Consider the following 15,269-nt stretch of genomic DNA (forward strand, 5'->3'; position numbering starts at 1 on the left):
TTTCCAGGTCTTCTTTGAGTTCTTCGTATCGTTCTCCATCGCTGAACCGATAGAGCTGGGTGAACTTGATCGTGTTGTCCCGGTACAAAATCAGGCATAAATCCCTGCTAAAATACGTGCCGTCAATGAGCAGGTTCACCCGCTCGGAAGGGTAGACACTCAGTATCGGCGGTTCTTTCAGATAGCCTTTAAAAAGCCGCTGAATCGTGCTTTTGCTCATCCCAGTCTCAGAAACCAATTGATCAAAAGTACGCTTCCCAACTATCCACTTTTTAAACCAAACAAACTGGTTGCTTTTGGCTACAGAGGGGTTGGAAACAGTGAACAGAATGCCGCAATTTTTACACTTATATCGCTGCTTGCCGGCCTGTTTTCCCCACTTGATTGAGTCAAGAAACCCACAGGCCCAGCACCGCTTTTTTTGAAGTTTTCATGAAACAAAAAAACCTTATTGAAACTGGTTTCAATAAGGCCCTTGTAAATAATTTATTATCAGATGATTAGATGGTGTTTCACCAACTATTTTTGACCATTAGATCTTGTTTAATTCTGGTACAACTCGGCCGATTTCCGGATGGATTGCAATCAGATTTTCTTTTTCAAAAATTTGATCAACAAGCTGGTTTGAAAAGCTTACAGCAAAATCAGAGTAATATTCCTGAATTCTGTGAATGTCTTCAATCGCTTGTTTTGACCAAGTTATTTTGACCATTCTTTGATCATGTTTTTGGCTTGATCGGAGGTGTAAGCTTCACCCTGCTCTGCCTGCTTGATCCCTGTTTCAATTTTGTTTAGTAGAATCAAACGATCCATCAATTCTTCAATTGAGAATTGATCAGGAAGTGATTTAATTGCTTCTATCGCTTTCTCTTTGGTAATCATAAGTTTAGCTTTTGGTTAATTTAACGCCAAATATTCAATTTAAGCTAATTCAAATAGTCATTATTCGTTTCCCAAACTCCTCCAAATGCTCGTCCCGGAAATCATGATGGGTTACAAACCGGACTAAATCCGGACCGAATTTCACCGACTTGATATTTTGTTCAGCGAGCTTTTTCATGAATTCTTCAGGGGTCATTCCCTCCAATCGAGCAATCACGATGTTGGTAGCCACCGGGAAAATCTCCGAAACTACAGGAAGCTTGCTTAGCATTTCTCCCAAAGCTCGGGCCCGGGCATGGTCTTCTTTCAGTCTTTTCACTTGATGATCCAAAGCGTAAATCCCTGCTGCTGCGAGGAATCCTGCCTGACGCATTCCGCCCCCAAAGACCTTGCGGACTTTTCGTGCCCGCTTGATATCAGCTTTGGAACCCAAAAGCAAGGACCCCACCGGGCAACCCAGACCTTTGCTCAGGCAGATCGATATCGTATCAAACTGCGCTCCCCAATCTTTTGGACTTTCTCCGGTCTCAACCAAGGCATTGAACAATCTGGCTCCGTCCAAATGGAGTTTGATACCCTTTTCCTTGCACAGTTGAGCTATTGGCTTTATTTCCTCCAGCGTGTAAATGCTTCCTCCACCTTTGTTCATGGTATTTTCCAAAGAAACCAAGGTAGTCTCAGGCGCATGCACATCGTCGGGATTGATGGATTCGGCGACATGGGATGCTGTGATTTTTCCCAGATCTCCTTCCAGAAGCTTGACAGAAGCATGCGAATTGGCCATGATTCCGCCTCCTTCATAGAGATAGATGTGGGAGTATTTGTGGCAAATGACCTCAGTTTGAATTCGAGTGTGTAGTCGAATAGCAATCTGATTGGTCATGGTGCCGGAAGGACAGAAAAGTCCAGCCTCCATTCCAAAAAGTTGGGCGGCTTTTTCCTCCAAGGCATTGACTGTCGGATCTTCTCCAAACACATCATCGCCCACCGGGGCATTAAACATGGCTTCTTTCATTCCCAGTGTAGGCCGGGTGACGGTATCGCTTCTTAAATCAATAATCATCGGGTGAAATACTTTGCTTTTGAACTGTTGTTAGGAACTAAGGCCTGAATGGCTGCCGCAGCCTCTATGGGTCGGTCGGTGGCCAAAATATCGGCTCCATTTTGGATAAAACTGGCATACAATTGATCTCCCCGGGCCTCTGCACTTTGATCCAGGTTACCCAATACTCCCAAAATGGTGAAAACACCCCGGTCGTGAAGAGCTTTGTTAAACTCGGGAGTTCTCTCTGCCAATCCGGTAAAAGCAATCACCCGATCCCAGGGAATGCCGGTTTCCTCCAGCCTTTGGATTTCCTCCTCGTTTCGGATAGTCACCGAAAGCATCAATTCAGGAGCGAGTGAGTTCAGCTTTTTGGCAGCGGGAAAAGTGTAGGAAATCAATGCCGCGTAGGCTTCGCTTTCCGTTTCCCTCACTTCTTCCACCACTTTCTCAAAAGGTACCGAGCGCTTGATGTCTACGGTGAGAAGGGCTTTTCCCTTGGACCAAAGCAAGGCTTCCTTCAAAGTGGGGATTTTGAATTCTGTCAGATTCCCATCATTGTCCTCCAAGAAGAGGCTTTGGAGGTATTCAAAAGTGACCTCATTGACTTTTCCGGTTCCGTTGGTGGTTCGGTCTAGGTCGTCGTCATGCATGAGAACCAAAACCGAATCCAAAGTCATGGCTACATCCAGCTCAATGACTGCAGGGGTGTATTTTAGGACGTTGTCAAAGGTCTCGATGGCATTTTCGGGAAAGCCTGGATAGGGTCCTCCTCGGTGGGCAGACACGAGGGGAATGCGGTCGGAAGCCCAATTGTAAAAGTCACGCGTCTCATCCAGATCGAATAAGCGGATTGCATGGGAGGCGGTTTCGGCTAAGGCTAGCTGCTCCTGCTTTGCTTGAGGGCTTTTGCAGGCAAAAATGAGAATTGAAAACAGAAAGAGAAAGGTCAAACCTCGGGTAGATCTCATAGGGTTCTTTTATTTTCTGCTAAATAGGAAGAAAGGAAGGGATAATAAAAATTGATTTTTTCAAATGGTGTATAGGAATTATCCCAGCAGCTTTCGCAAAAGTGGGATTTTGGCTTTTAGAATTGCCCGTTTTTCTCCAATTTCAAGGCACAATTCACCCTGAAATCCCCTGATTCTTTTGAATAGTACGAATCCAAGGAGCCTTTTCCTGTCAATGGTCCTTTTTGCCTTGACCTTTTGTCCTGCGCTATCTCAGGTAGCGCGGATGGATAGCCTCAAGCAGGTGCTTCAGAAAGGTGACTTGGAGGATACAGTTCGTGTAGCTCTCCTAATTGAACTCTGCGAGGCAAGCACCTTTATGGAGGAACAGGGAGGAAAGTATTTTGCAGAACAAGCGTTGGAGATTTCCACTCGGATCAACTATCCATTAGGGATGGGGCTGGCCAATAACTCCATCGGTGCCTACTACCTGCAAGTGGGAGATTTGGAAAAGGCGCTCTCTTTTGTCCTTGAGGCTGAGCGGGTATACCTTGAAGCTGGTGGGTTTGGAAAAAACCTTCTCGCGGTGTACAACAATCTTGGCATCATTTACAACCGAACAGGTGATACCCGTAAGGCGATTTCTGTGTATAAGAACGCTATTCAACTTGCCGAAAGGGAAAAAATGCTTCAAAGTCAGGCGATTTTGTACAATAACCTAGGGTCTGCTTACGACAAGCTTCAGGTTTATGACAGCGCACTTTGGGCCTTTGGCCGGGTGGAAGAAGTCAGTAGGGAAGGAGGAATTGAGGTAGGCATTATGATGGCAAAAAGCAATCTGGGCTCAGTTTATTTTTCTTTGGGAGATTTGCCCCGCTCGGAAGAGGAGTATCTCACTGGACTGAAAATCGCCGAAGAGGGACAATACACGAGGAATATCGCCACTATCCTCTTGGGCTTGGCGGATGTGTATGCCGGGCAAAATCAACTCAGGGAATCGGAAGCTTACTATCAGCGAGGAATCAAAATAGCCGAGGAGATTCAGGCCTTGCCCTTAATTCAGGACGGGTACGAGGGCTTGGCTCAGGTGCAGGAGAAAAGCGGAAAACTAGCCTTGGCTTTGGATTCCTTCCGGAAGTGGCAGCAGGCCAAGGACAGTATTTTTTCATTGGAAAAAGCTCAAACACTGGAGGAGCTTAAAGTGAGATATGAATCGGAAAAGAAAGAATCGGAAATCCTCGCTCTTTCCCAACAAAATGAAATTCAAAGCCTGGAACTGACCCAGAAGAATCAGTTGCTCTGGTTTGGCGGGATAGGAGTACTTCTTATCGCAGGTTTGGGATATAGCTATTACCAACGGAAAAAGCTTAAATCCGAAGCCCAGATGGCGGAGTTGGAGCAGCGGTTTCTCCGCTCTCAACTCAATCCCCACTTCATCTTCAATGCTCTTTCATCCATCCAAAACTTTATGCTCAAATCCGAGGGGGCATTGGCTTCCCGGTATTTGGGGAAGTTTTCCAAGCTGATGCGCCAAGTATTGGAAAATTCCCGAGAGGAATACATCCTACTCGAGGAGGAAATACGCATGCTGGAAAATTACTTGGAGATCCAAAAGATTCTTCTGCAAAAGGAATTTGACTATTCGATCGAGTGCTTGGGGGCCTTGGATTCCGGGCAGATATCCATTCCTCCTATGTTTGTGCAGCCTTTTTTGGAAAATGCCATTCAGCACGGATTGAAGGAGACCGGAGGGAAAATTGAAGTGGAGTTTAGCCTTGCCGGGGAGTATGTGGAGATTATTGTCAAAGACAATGGCGTGGGAATCCTTTCTGCTTTCCAAGCAAAAGAAAGCCATCGCTCCCTAGCCACTTCCATCATCAGGGAACGGATAGACAACTACAATAGGAAGCTGAAAAATCAAATTCAGCTCAATCTATTGGATCGATCCGAACGTAAAGAGCAGGGAACAGAAGTCCAGCTTTTGGTTCCTTATTTATCAAACTGACTCGCAGATGAAAGCCATAATCATAGATGACCAGTCCCACATCCGGGGAAATCTCAAATTGCTTCTTCGGGAATTTACTCCTGAGGTAGAGGTGGTGGCAGAAGCTGACGGTGTCAGGTCCGGGTTGGAATGCCTGAAAGAAAATCCGGCCGATCTGGTTTTTTTGGATATCGAGATGGCTGATGGTACCGGGTTTGATTTACTCAATCTGATAAAGAAGCGGACATTCCGGGTCATTTTTGTGACCGGGCATGAAGGGTATGCCATCCGGGCCTTTCGGGTCTCGGCGATAGACTACCTTCTCAAGCCAGTAGATCCGGATGATTTGGTGGAGGCAGTGGCCAAAGCAAAAAACCAAAAGCCCATTGAGGATTTTCAGGTAGAAGAGGCGATGCTTGCCCAAAAGGAGGAAAAAGTAAGACAGCTGGTGCTTTCCGATGCCGAAAATGTCTATCGGGTACAGGTGGAGGAAATCATCCGCTGCCAGTCTGAGGACAATTACACCCGGTTTTTTCTCTCTGACGGAAGAAAATTGCTGATTTCCAAGACCCTGAAGGAGTTTGCGGAGCTGTTGGAGAAATCCGGGTTTTTCCGATGCCATCAGTCCCATCTGATCAATTTGGCCTTTTTTGACCACTTGGATAAGCGGGATGGTGGGACAATTTATCTTAAAGACGGAAGCCCGGTACCTTTGGCCACCCGCAAAAAAGAGCAATTGCTTCAGGCCCTTCGCGAGGCCTGATTTTCAGATTCTATCCCGTAGTATTCACTTTCTCAAGATATCCCCGCAAATTCTCATTTGGCAGAATTGAGGTGATTTTTAGGGCTATTTTTGAAACATCAATAAAGGATAGCAGATGGACATGGCTCTCAAAACTTTCTTCAAACAGGTTATTTGGTTGGGGTTCTATTTGGCCATCGTGTTTTCCTTAAACCACTTTTTCCATCTTTTTTTCTGACAGCAAAACTGCATCAAACAGGGGTGTATTGGGCAGATTTTTTAACCTGATCTTTTTATTCCTTTTTCTGTTCCTTTCGGAAAAAGGCATCCAATCCACTCTTTCTTTTTTCAAAAATTTCTTCCATATCCGACAGTTCCAGATTGAGTGCTTTGGTGGATATCTGAATTTCTACCAAGGAGATCCCCAAGGACACCAAAAGAGAAATCATACTCGCCACAAAAACCCAATTGGCTGCTGCGGTATATCCCTGAAAGAGCAAAAACATACAGATTACGCACATCAGAAAGCTGAATACCCCAAAAAGCTGCATGTTTTTGATGAGTGTTAATCTTCTTCGAAGGTTGTGAATCTGCTCCACGATGATTTCCTGATCGGGTTCCTTGAGGTAGTTTTTATGCAGCCCTCGAATCAGGGTGGCGATGGCTAAAAACCGGTTGGTAAATGCCAGCATCAGCAAAGTGATGGCAGAAAAAAGCAGGGCAGGAGTGGAGAGTTGGAGTTCCATAGAATTAAGAAAGTGCTTTCAGGAGGGGTAAGTTCAGAAAAAGGGATGAAAAAAGCCTGCTCTTTTCAAAGCAGGCTGAATATGAATTTCATTTTTCCTTATGCTACTTCTCCCAGCACGACGAGTTTTTCTAATGTCGGAGACTGAGACCCGCCTTTCGGTTCGATGGTGATTGCAAAAGCACCCGCTTCTGCCACGGCTTGCATTTGTTGAAGCGTAAATTTTTCACCCGGATTCACTAGACCGATTCCGACAGGACCATCTTTTCCGATCGCCCAAAGCTGATAGTCAAATTCAGCAGATAGTGAATTCAAGTTATTCACAGCTACGAAGACTTCCTGTGCCTTTTGATCCCAGAAGACATCTACTTTGGCGTCTTTTTGCATGGGAAGGGCTTCCCCTTTCATTTCCACTCTTCGGAAATCACCAGCTACCAGGCGGTCCAAACGGGAATCGGTCTCCTCGTATTGAAGCTTGACTTGGTTCAGATTTTCGGCCAATACCTGCTGGTCTTGAAGGAGCGCAGTGAATTTCTGATCTGTTTCGTAGAATTTGCCTGCAAAGTAAATCGCAGCTGCACTGGCTAGAATTGCTACCAAGGATGCTGCTACTGCAAAGGACTTCCAAGGGCTAAGCTTGACAACCTTGGTCTCAACAGGTGCAGGATTTGGCATTGGAGCTGCTTTCGGAGCCTCTTCTTCCTTGAAATCTTCTTCCAGGGAAGCGAAGATTTTCTTTTTGACTTGAGCTGAAGGAAATTTTCCTGTCAGGTTGTCAAATGCAAACATAGCCTCTTCCAAAGCATCCAGTTCCTGCTGGATTTCCGGATGGGCTTTGGCCATAGCGATCACTTCCTCTCGCTCACGCTCGGTCAACTCTCCCAGCAGGAAGAGCTCCAGTTTGCCTGATTCGATGTATTCTTGGATGTTCACGCTAGATTTTTTCTAAATTCTTCTTCAATACTTGTAATGCTGCCCGGACTCGGGATTTAACCGTGCCGAGAGGGATGTCAAATTCTTCCGAGATTTCCGAGTGGGTATAGCCTTGGAAGTAAATATACTCGATTATAAACTTTTGATCGGCAGTGAGTTGGTTCATCAATTCCCTCACGCCAATTCCTTCTACATGCTCCAAGGTTCCTGACTGACTTTCGATTCCAAATACGAAGTCATCAATGGCATTGGTTTTTCCGGTTTGGGAAATTTCTTTGGATCTAAGTTTATCAATGGCGGAATTCCTGCAAATATTGGCCATCCAGGTGTATAAGCGGCCTTTGGACTCTTCGTAGGAGTCAATCTTTCTCGTGATTTTGATAAAGGAATCGTGAAAAACCTCCTCGGCAATATCGTGGTCGGAGATGATTCGAAGAATTACCCCCATGAGGGCACGGGAATACTTTTCGTAGAGGTATTCAGTAGTCTGCCGGTTTCGTGCCCTTAGGCCTGCTATGATTTCTTCTTCCTGCAAAAGTTGGTCAATTGTGATGTTAAAGCGTTAAAAGTAAAACACCGGGCCAAATGTTTGGTCCCGGTGTCTGATTATTTTCAAAATATTATCAAATCAAAGGTGAATCACCTCATCATACGCTGCTGCCGCTGCCTCCATCACGGCTTCTGACATGGTCGGGTGAGGGTGGACTGTCTTGATTAGCTCATGACCGGTGGTTTCCAGTTTGCGGATAGCCACGATTTCAGCAATCATCTCAGTGACATTGGCACCGATCATATGTGCGCCAAGCAACTCTCCGTACTTCTTGTCGAATACCAGCTTCACAAAGCCGTCCTTTGCTCCGGCTGCTGAAGCTTTACCTGAAGCCGAGAAAGGAAACTTGCCCACGCGAACTTCATATCCTGCCTCTTTTGCTTTGGATTCGGTATAGCCCACAGAGGCGATCTCCGGAGAGCAATAGGTACATCCAGGGATGTTTTTGTAATCCAGAGGCTCAGGATGATGGCCTGCGATTTTTTCCACACAGATGATGCCTTCAGCAGAAGCTACGTGCGCCAATGCTGGTCCGGGGACAACGTCTCCAATAGCATAGTAGCCCGGCATATTGGTCTGGTAGTAGTCATTGACTTGGATTTTGCCTTTGTCTACCAAAATTCCTACATCTTCAAGGCCGATATTCTCCAAATTGGAAACCACACCTGCAGCGGAAAGAACGATATCACATTCTAAAGTTTCCTCGCCTTTGGAAGTTTTTACGGTCACTTTGCATCCTTTTCCTTTGGTGTCTACTCCGGTGACTTCGGAGGAAGTCATGATTTTGATCCCGCTTTTCTTGTAGATTTTTTCCAAAGCTTTGGATACTTCCTCGTCCTCTACCGGTACAATTCGATCCATAAATTCTACGATCGTCACTTCTGTACCGATTGCATTGTAGAAGTAAGCAAACTCAACTCCGATGGCTCCGGAACCTACCACCACCATTTTCTTGGGTTGGTTTTCCAAAGTCATCGCTTTGCGATAGCCGATGATTTTTTCATTATCGATTTTCATCGAAGGCAACTCGCGTGCTCTTGCACCAGTGGCGATGATGATGTTGTCCGCAGAATAGACTGTTTTTTTACCCTCCTTATCTGCGACCTCGACTTTTTTGCCCGGCTGAACTTTCCCCCATCCTGCAATGACCTCGATTTTGTTTTTCTTCATCAAAAACTGCACGCCTTTGCTCATGCCATCGGCCACGTTTCGGCTTCTTTTCACCATTCCGGTAAAGTCTGCCTCAGCTTCTTTCACGGAAATCCCGTAGTCGGAAGCATGACTGATATATTCGAAGACCTGGGCACTTTTCAGCAAAGCCTTGGTAGGGATACAGCCCCAGTTGAGGCAGATTCCGCCTAGCTCTTCCGCTTCAATGATGGCGGTTTTCAATCCGAGTTGAGAAGCGCGAATAGCCGCCACGTATCCTCCCGGTCCGCTTCCCAGCACGATCAAGTCAAATTTTGTCGAAGACATATTTAAAATGGGTTTGATTACAAAATGAAACTGTGCAAAAATAGGCCTTTTGGGTTCAGAAAAAAACTCATTTTGAATGAGGTGAAGCAGGGTAAATGGGCTTGAAAAGGAAAGAAAACCAAATTCAAAGGAAAAATTTGGTCAAAAGAAAAGTTGACCGAGACTTCTTTCTGAAATTGTGGTTTTTGACATTTAAAATGCTGTGATTCAGTTTTTAAGAAGCTTGTGCAAGGTGAGAAAATCCAAAGTCCGGGCTTTTTTTCTAATTTTGACCAAACTTAATTTTGATCTTCATGGGATTACTTTCAGGAAAAACTGCCTTGGTCACCGGTGCCTCTAAAGGGATCGGACGGGCAATTGCCATCAGATTTGCGCAGGAAGGTGCAAACATAGCTTTTACCTATCTCTCCAGCGTGGAAAAAGGACAGGCACTCGAGACCGAATTGGCTGCTTTTGGGATAAAAGCCAAAGGCTATCGCTCAGACGCATCTGACTTCAAAGCTGCTGAGGAATTGGTCAATTCCGTAGTGGCGGACTTCGGAGCTTTGGATATTTTGGTGAATAATGCCGGGATCACCCGAGACAATTTGCTGATGAGAATGACTGAGGAATCTTGGGATGAAATCATGAACGTCAATCTCAAATCCTGCTTTAATACCGTAAAAGCGGCTACCCGCACCATGATGAAAGCCAAGTCTGGCTCGATCATCAACATGACCTCTGTGGTCGGTGCCAAAGGAAATGCAGGTCAGGCCAACTATGCTGCTTCCAAAGCAGGAATCATCGGCTTTACCAAATCCGTGGCTTTGGAATTGGGTTCCAGAAATATCCGTTGCAATGCTGTAGCGCCCGGATTTATCGAAACAGAGATGACTGAAGTCCTGGATGAAAAGACGGTGCAGGGCTGGAGAGATGCGATCCCGATGAAGCGTGGAGGCAAGCCAGAAGAAATCGCTGATGTCTGTGTATTCCTAGGATCAGATATGAGTACTTATATCTCAGGACAGGTGATCCATGTGAATGGAGCGATGTATACTTGATTTATGATTTTAGAATAATGATTTACGAGCGGCTGGAGAGATTCAGCCGTTTTTTGTTTTTGTCCCACAGATTTGCACAGAAAAAGTCACAGATTTACCCAGAAAAAAAAGTCTTTAGCGTCTCTGTGAAAATCTGTTTTTTTTGATCTGTGGATATCTGTGGGAAAGAAAAAAGCTTCTTATCAGATCTTAAAAATTATCTTAATTCCATTTTCGATATTTTCCATCTTGCTTTCCGAAAAATCTCCCAATTCTCTCAAAAGAAGAGTTTTGGGTAAAGAAACCATTTTGTGAAGTTTTAAAACAGACGGAACGATTAATCCGGTTTCTTGCCATTCCGGCTCTGTTGGATTTATTTCAAGCTCTGTTTCTTCAAGCTGATCGCTGATTTTACTTGAAATAAATGCCACAACAACGTGTTCATATTTCCCAATGGGTTCGGATAGACAAAGAGCTGGGCGTACTTTTCAAGTAGAAAAATCTTCAAAGGGGAAAGGGACTAAAACGACTTTTCCTCTAATTTTTGAAAGGTTTTCCGTCTTTGATAGTGTAGACATTTTCTTCAGGCTCGTTTAAAAAGTCAAGCGAAGGATTGTTTGATAGGAATTTCAGATAATTCTTTTCTTCCATCTCCTCTTCTTCCGAAAGAATTAAAACTCTTACCGGAATCCCGGCTTTCAAACCGGTTGATTCTAAGGTAATGCTACCGTCAGATTTGGTAATAGTCTTAATTTCAATTGCTTTCATATTGCTAAATTTATTAAAAAGCTTTTGGAATAAACTTAAAATGTCTTTCAGGATTTTTGAAAACACCAAAGGTCAATCCCCGAACCGACTCAAATCAATCTTATAAAACTCATACTCGTCTTCCGACTTTTGCTCAGGTTTGTTGATGAAAAGTCCCTGAGAGGTGGAAAACAGGTTTTCAAATCGGGTTCCTGAGGGATAGATTATTTCAAGCTCTGCTTTGAGGTTCCAGTCTAGGTCATATACCAGCAATAAGTAGGTGACCTCATCCAGATACAGCCTTTTTCTTACATCTGTGATTTCTGGCTGGTTTCTTTTTTCCTTAAGCCGGACCAATCTGACGTAGGTGTTTGAGCCAATGTCACGAAAGAGGTGGGAATTGAGCGCTCCGTTTTCAGGCCTAATCCATCTGGCGCTTCTTGAGTCACCTTCAATTTTTTCAGGGAAATACTGGATTAAAGATTTAGAGTCAAGTTTTTTGCGAGTGATGATTTCACAGTTTTTGATTTGATACAAGGAATCTGAATAGGGAAACATAAGCCAAGATTTCTCTTGATCTACTAACCTTAAAAGTTTGCCTCCTATGGAAGAATTTTTGTATGATTCATCATATGGAGCTTTAAAATTTGACTTACAAAGTAAATTTCCCTCTAGATCGTAGGAACCAACCCAGGAGCCAAACTCCAAATCTAAACCGTCTTTTCCTTCTCGGAACCCCATAAAATTGAATGGATTGAAAGTGAACTCATATTGATTTTCAGAAATTTGATGTAACGCATCCCTGTTGTCAGGAAAGTATAAATATCCTTTTGGTTCATACAATTCAATATCTCTTTTGAAAGAGTTAACAAGCTTCTCATTTTGATAATAGTTTGTCATGCCAATGGAGTTGGTAACTGCAATTATTCCATTATCGAAAACTTTGGCAATTTCTGCCCCACCTTTAATCCCTTCTGGCCCTTCTTTTGGGATCTTAAAAGTTGAAATTTTTCTTCCTGTTTTTGGATCGAAGAAACTTATTATCTCGTTCCATTTGGTGTATAAAACCTCCTTATTTTGATAGGAAACTGATTCTTGAAATGATAAATAGCCAGACTCGGCATCTCTTTCAAAGCTCATTTCATCCACAATAAATTCTTCAAGATTACCCTGAAATGCTTCTTCTGAAGATTTGGATTTGCATGATATGATAAGAAGTATCAATAGGACTGGAAAGATTGATCTCATTTTTTCCGTTTAATTCAGTAGAAAAACTAAATGTATCTATTTTAAAGAATAAAAAAAAGCCCTTTGGTATTTCAAGGGGCTTCTTATTTGAATATTTATCGACTTAATCCTTTCCCAAAAACGGATATCTATAATCCTTAGGTGATACAAAGGTTTCCTTGATCGTGCGTGGAGATACCCAGCGAAGCAAATTGATCATCGAACCTGCCTTGTCATTGGTGCCGGAAGCTCTCGCTCCGCCAAATGGCTGCTGACCTACGACTGCACCAGTAGGTTTGTCGTTGATGTAGAAATTGCCGGCTGCGTTTCTAAGCTTTTGCGTAGCCAATTCAATTGCATAGCGGTCTTGGGAGAATACCGCTCCGGTCAATGCATAGGGGGAAGTCTGATCTACTAATTCCAGAACGGTCTCAAAATGCTCGGCATTGTACACGTAAATGGTCAGTACCGGACCGAAGATTTCCTCACACATGGTGGTGTACATCGGGTCTTGAACCAAAAGAACTGTAGGTTCGATGAAGTAGCCTTTTGACTTGTCAAAATTACCTCCTGCGATCACCTCTACTCCTGGAGCAGATTTCGCTTGGGTGATGTAATTGGAGATTTTGTCAAAGGCCTTTTCGTCGATGACTGCATTGATGAAGTTGGTGAAGTCCTCTGTTCCTCCCATTTTCATAGAAGCCAAATCCTCCAGCATGTACTTTTTCACATCCTCCCAAAGGTTGGATGGGATGTAAGCACGGGATGCGGCGGAGCATTTTTGTCCTTGGTATTCAAAAGCACCTCTTACCAATCCTACCGCTACGGCTTTTGCGTCAGCAGATTTATGGGCTAGGACAAAATCCTTTCCTCCGGTTTCCCCGACGATTCTTGGATAAGATTTATAAAGCTTGATGTTTTCACCGATAGTTTTCCAGATGTGCTGGAATACCCCGGTGGAACCTGTAAAGTGAATTCCTGCGAAGTCAGGATGCTTGAAGATCACATCTCCGGCAGTTGGGCCATCCACGTAAACCAGATTGATGACCCCATCAGGCACGCCCGCTTCTTTGAATACTTCCATCAAGACATTTGCAGAATAGATCTGGGTGTAGGCAGGTTTCCAAACGATGGTATTTCCCATCATCGCAGCCGAAGTAGGCAAGTTGCCGGCAATGGCAGTGAAGTTGAAAGGAGTCAAAGCGAAAACGAATCCTTCCAAAGGTCTTTGCTCCACGCGATTCCATACCCCGTTTCCGGATACCGGAGGCTGCTGAGCATAGATTTCTGTCATGTATTTGACATTGAAGCGAAGGAAATCGATAAACTCACAAGCGGAGTCGATTTCTGCCTGGAAAGCATTCTTGGACTGGCCAAGCATGGTGGCTGCATTGATTTTGGCGCGATAAGGGCCTGCCAAAAGGTCTGCAGCTTTCAGGAAAATGGCAGCGCGCTGTTCCCATTCCAGATTTTCCCAAGCTTCTTTTGCTCCCAAAGCCGCATTGATCGCCTGCTCTACATGAGAGGCGTCGCCTTCATGGAAGTGACCCAAAATGTGCTTATGGTCATGAGGAGGAGACATCGGCCGCGTTTTGCCAGTTCGTACTTCCTCACTTCCGATGCACATCGGTACGTCGATTTGCTTGGATCTGAGCTCAGCCAGCATGGCTTGGAGTTCTTTTCGCTCTGGGCTACCCGGAGCATATGATTTTACCGGCTCATTGACGGGAGTCGGCACGTTGAAAAATCCCTTTAACATGATATTTGGTGTTTATTTGATTTCTGAGAGGTCAAAGATAAGTCTTCCTGTCCGAATGGGCAGTGATTTCACTTACAAAAGCGACTCTAATTCTTTGAGATGTCGGATCTCAAAGGTGGGTTTCAGTTCTATACTTTTTCCATCAGGATTAAAGAAAACCTGATCAATTTCGGCCCTTTGCGCTCCAAGAATATCCGAATTGGGATTGTCTCCGATCATCAGACAAAACTCAGGCTGTGTACTCAGCTTTTCCAAAGCGTAATGAAAAATTCGTGGATCGGGCTTTTTATGCCCGGTAGTTTCGGAAGTCACGACGAGGTCGAAATAAATGTCCAGTCCTGAAGACTTCATCTTTTTGGCTTGGGATTCATTGAATCCATTGGTGATCACATGGATTTGGTATTTCTCTCGAAGGTAAGTCAGGATTTCTTTGGAGTAGGGGAATACATGGGGCTTGGAGGAGGTTCGGTGCATAAAATCCTCCTCAAATTCCTGTGGAATGGCATCAGCCCTTCCTCCGGCATGATTAAATATTCTGGGGAAGCGCTCTTTTCTCAGATTGTGTTTGTCGATTTTACCCACATTGTACCAGTCCCAAAGCTGGAAATTGACTGCATGGAAGGCCTCAAAGAATTTTTCGAAGGTAGGGATTCCCAAATCCTGAAGACCGTAAATCTGATAGAGTTCGGTAAGGGATTCGGTGACATTGCGATCGTAGTCCCATAGGGTATGGTCCAGATCGAAGAAGAGGTGTTGGTACGTTTTCAAGTTAATTTCAGCGTCGGTATGGGTTATTCTGGATTTTGTTGATTGCCAGCTCACGGTTGGATTTCAGGATTTCGAACGTTTCCTGATCTTTAATCAAGCTGGGGTCCTTTTGGATAAACTTGAAAATCTGCTGAATGATTTCAAGATATTCTTCCAGGATGTAATAAAACATCCATTGATCTACTCTCCGACTGCCCAAAAGCCCGGCATTTTTAAGAGCAATTAGGTGACGGCTGGTTTTGGTTTGGGTGAAATCCAGGATATGTTCCAAATCAGAAATGCTCAATTCTTTGTTAAGCATAAGCAAATGGATCATTCTTACCCGTGGTTCTTCGGAAAGTGCCTTAAAAATTCGCAATCCGTAGGTCAAACTGATATTTTTGAGTCTCATTTGTAAGTTTTAACTTGCCGAGGGGTGTAAAATTAAAATTTAGGCCGAAATTGG

Annotated in this window: 16 protein-coding genes and 3 pseudogenes; 3 read left to right on the top strand and 16 right to left on the bottom strand. The window is 44.3% G+C overall.

What is annotated here, in order from left to right; genetic code table 11:
* From AAA938_RS14590 to AAA938_RS14610, 6 genes and pseudogenes are all read right to left on the bottom strand, one after another.
* Window positions 1–220, bottom strand: a pseudogene (locus AAA938_RS14590) (IS256 family transposase, variant Zn-binding type); the annotation flags it as partial.
* Window positions 221–331: 111 nt separating this feature from the next.
* Window positions 332–403 (bottom strand): annotated as a pseudogene (locus tag AAA938_RS20305) (IS1/IS1595 family N-terminal zinc-binding domain-containing protein); the annotation flags it as partial.
* Between the two features lie 129 nt (window positions 404–532).
* Window positions 533–712 (bottom strand): type II toxin-antitoxin system RelE/ParE family toxin, encoded by a 180-nt coding sequence (locus tag AAA938_RS14595; RefSeq protein ID WP_338229481.1) that lies wholly within the window; start codon window positions 710–712, stop codon window positions 533–535.
* A complete protein-coding gene (locus AAA938_RS14600) occupies window positions 700–882 on the bottom strand; it encodes a hypothetical protein (protein WP_338229482.1) in 183 nt (60 codons plus the stop codon). Before AAA938_RS14600 ends, AAA938_RS14595 begins: the two co-directional genes overlap by 13 nt.
* Before the next feature lie 49 nt (window positions 883–931).
* Complete coding sequence (locus AAA938_RS14605) at window positions 932–1,945, bottom strand: threonine aldolase family protein (protein WP_338229483.1); 1,014 nt, start codon at window positions 1,943–1,945, stop codon at window positions 932–934.
* Complete coding sequence (locus tag AAA938_RS14610) at window positions 1,942–2,895, bottom strand: glycerophosphodiester phosphodiesterase family protein (protein ID WP_338229484.1); 954 nt, start codon at window positions 2,893–2,895, stop codon at window positions 1,942–1,944. The genes AAA938_RS14605 and AAA938_RS14610 overlap by 4 nt, the downstream gene beginning before the upstream one ends.
* A gap of 178 nt (window positions 2,896–3,073) precedes the next feature.
* Here AAA938_RS14610 and AAA938_RS14615 point away from each other — a divergent pair, with 178 nt between their 5' ends.
* Together AAA938_RS14615 and AAA938_RS14620 are read left to right on the top strand one after the other, a co-directional pair.
* Window positions 3,074–4,879: a tetratricopeptide repeat-containing sensor histidine kinase gene (locus tag AAA938_RS14615; RefSeq protein ID WP_338229485.1), complete on the top strand. Its 1,806-nt coding sequence runs from the start codon at window positions 3,074–3,076 to the stop codon at window positions 4,877–4,879.
* 7 nt (window positions 4,880–4,886) lie between these two features.
* Entirely contained in the window at window positions 4,887–5,621 is a 735-nt protein-coding gene (locus AAA938_RS14620) for a LytR/AlgR family response regulator transcription factor (RefSeq protein ID WP_338229486.1), read from the top strand.
* 272 nt (window positions 5,622–5,893) lie between these two features.
* Here the strand turns inward: AAA938_RS14620 and AAA938_RS14625 are convergent, their stop codons facing one another.
* From AAA938_RS14625 to lpdA, 4 genes are all read right to left on the bottom strand, one after another.
* Complete coding sequence (locus tag AAA938_RS14625) at window positions 5,894–6,346, bottom strand: DUF2721 domain-containing protein (RefSeq protein WP_338229487.1); 453 nt, start codon at window positions 6,344–6,346, stop codon at window positions 5,894–5,896.
* Window positions 6,347–6,444: 98 nt separating this feature from the next.
* Window positions 6,445–7,278, bottom strand: a complete 834-nt coding sequence (locus AAA938_RS14630) for an anti-sigma factor (protein ID WP_338229488.1) — start codon at window positions 7,276–7,278, stop codon at window positions 6,445–6,447.
* Window position 7,279: 1 nt separating this feature from the next.
* Window positions 7,280–7,813 carry an RNA polymerase sigma factor gene (locus tag AAA938_RS14635; RefSeq protein WP_338229489.1) on the bottom strand — a complete coding sequence of 178 codons (534 nt, stop codon included), beginning with the start codon at window positions 7,811–7,813 and terminating at the stop codon, window positions 7,280–7,282.
* 93 nt (window positions 7,814–7,906) lie between these two features.
* Window positions 7,907–9,304 carry a dihydrolipoyl dehydrogenase gene (lpdA, locus tag AAA938_RS14640; protein ID WP_338229490.1) on the bottom strand — a complete coding sequence of 466 codons (1,398 nt, stop codon included), beginning with the start codon at window positions 9,302–9,304 and terminating at the stop codon, window positions 7,907–7,909.
* A 293-nt stretch (window positions 9,305–9,597) separates the two neighbouring features.
* Between lpdA and fabG the strand changes: the two genes are divergently transcribed.
* The gene (fabG, locus tag AAA938_RS14645) at window positions 9,598–10,344 is read left to right on the top strand and encodes a 3-oxoacyl-[acyl-carrier-protein] reductase (protein WP_338229491.1); all 747 of its coding nucleotides are present in this window, start codon (window positions 9,598–9,600) and stop codon (window positions 10,342–10,344) included.
* 182 nt (window positions 10,345–10,526) lie between these two features.
* Here the strand turns inward: fabG and AAA938_RS14650 are convergent.
* From AAA938_RS14650 to AAA938_RS14675, 6 genes and pseudogenes are all read right to left on the bottom strand, one after another.
* A pseudogene (locus AAA938_RS14650) lies at window positions 10,527–10,799 on the bottom strand (type II toxin-antitoxin system PemK/MazF family toxin); the annotation flags it as partial.
* 61 nt (window positions 10,800–10,860) lie between these two features.
* The gene (locus tag AAA938_RS14655) at window positions 10,861–11,091 is read right to left on the bottom strand and encodes a hypothetical protein (RefSeq protein ID WP_338229492.1); all 231 of its coding nucleotides are present in this window, start codon (window positions 11,089–11,091) and stop codon (window positions 10,861–10,863) included.
* 72 nt (window positions 11,092–11,163) lie between these two features.
* A complete protein-coding gene (locus AAA938_RS14660; protein ID WP_338229493.1) occupies window positions 11,164–11,628 on the bottom strand; it encodes a hypothetical protein in 465 nt (154 codons plus the stop codon).
* Between the two features lie 793 nt (window positions 11,629–12,421).
* On the bottom strand, window positions 12,422–14,056 hold the full coding sequence (gene pruA, locus AAA938_RS14665) for an L-glutamate gamma-semialdehyde dehydrogenase (protein ID WP_338229494.1): 1,635 nt from the start codon (window positions 14,054–14,056) through the stop codon (window positions 12,422–12,424).
* Between the two features lie 72 nt (window positions 14,057–14,128).
* The gene (locus AAA938_RS14670) at window positions 14,129–14,824 is read right to left on the bottom strand and encodes a YjjG family noncanonical pyrimidine nucleotidase (RefSeq protein ID WP_338229495.1); all 696 of its coding nucleotides are present in this window, start codon (window positions 14,822–14,824) and stop codon (window positions 14,129–14,131) included.
* 7 nt (window positions 14,825–14,831) lie between these two features.
* On the bottom strand, window positions 14,832–15,215 hold the full coding sequence (locus AAA938_RS14675) for an ArsR/SmtB family transcription factor (RefSeq protein ID WP_338219957.1): 384 nt from the start codon (window positions 15,213–15,215) through the stop codon (window positions 14,832–14,834).
* Between the last annotated feature and the right edge of the window lie 54 nt (window positions 15,216–15,269).

It is taken from the genome of Algoriphagus taiwanensis, assembly GCF_036245645.1.
Classification (GTDB): domain Bacteria; phylum Bacteroidota; class Bacteroidia; order Cytophagales; family Cyclobacteriaceae; genus Algoriphagus; species Algoriphagus taiwanensis.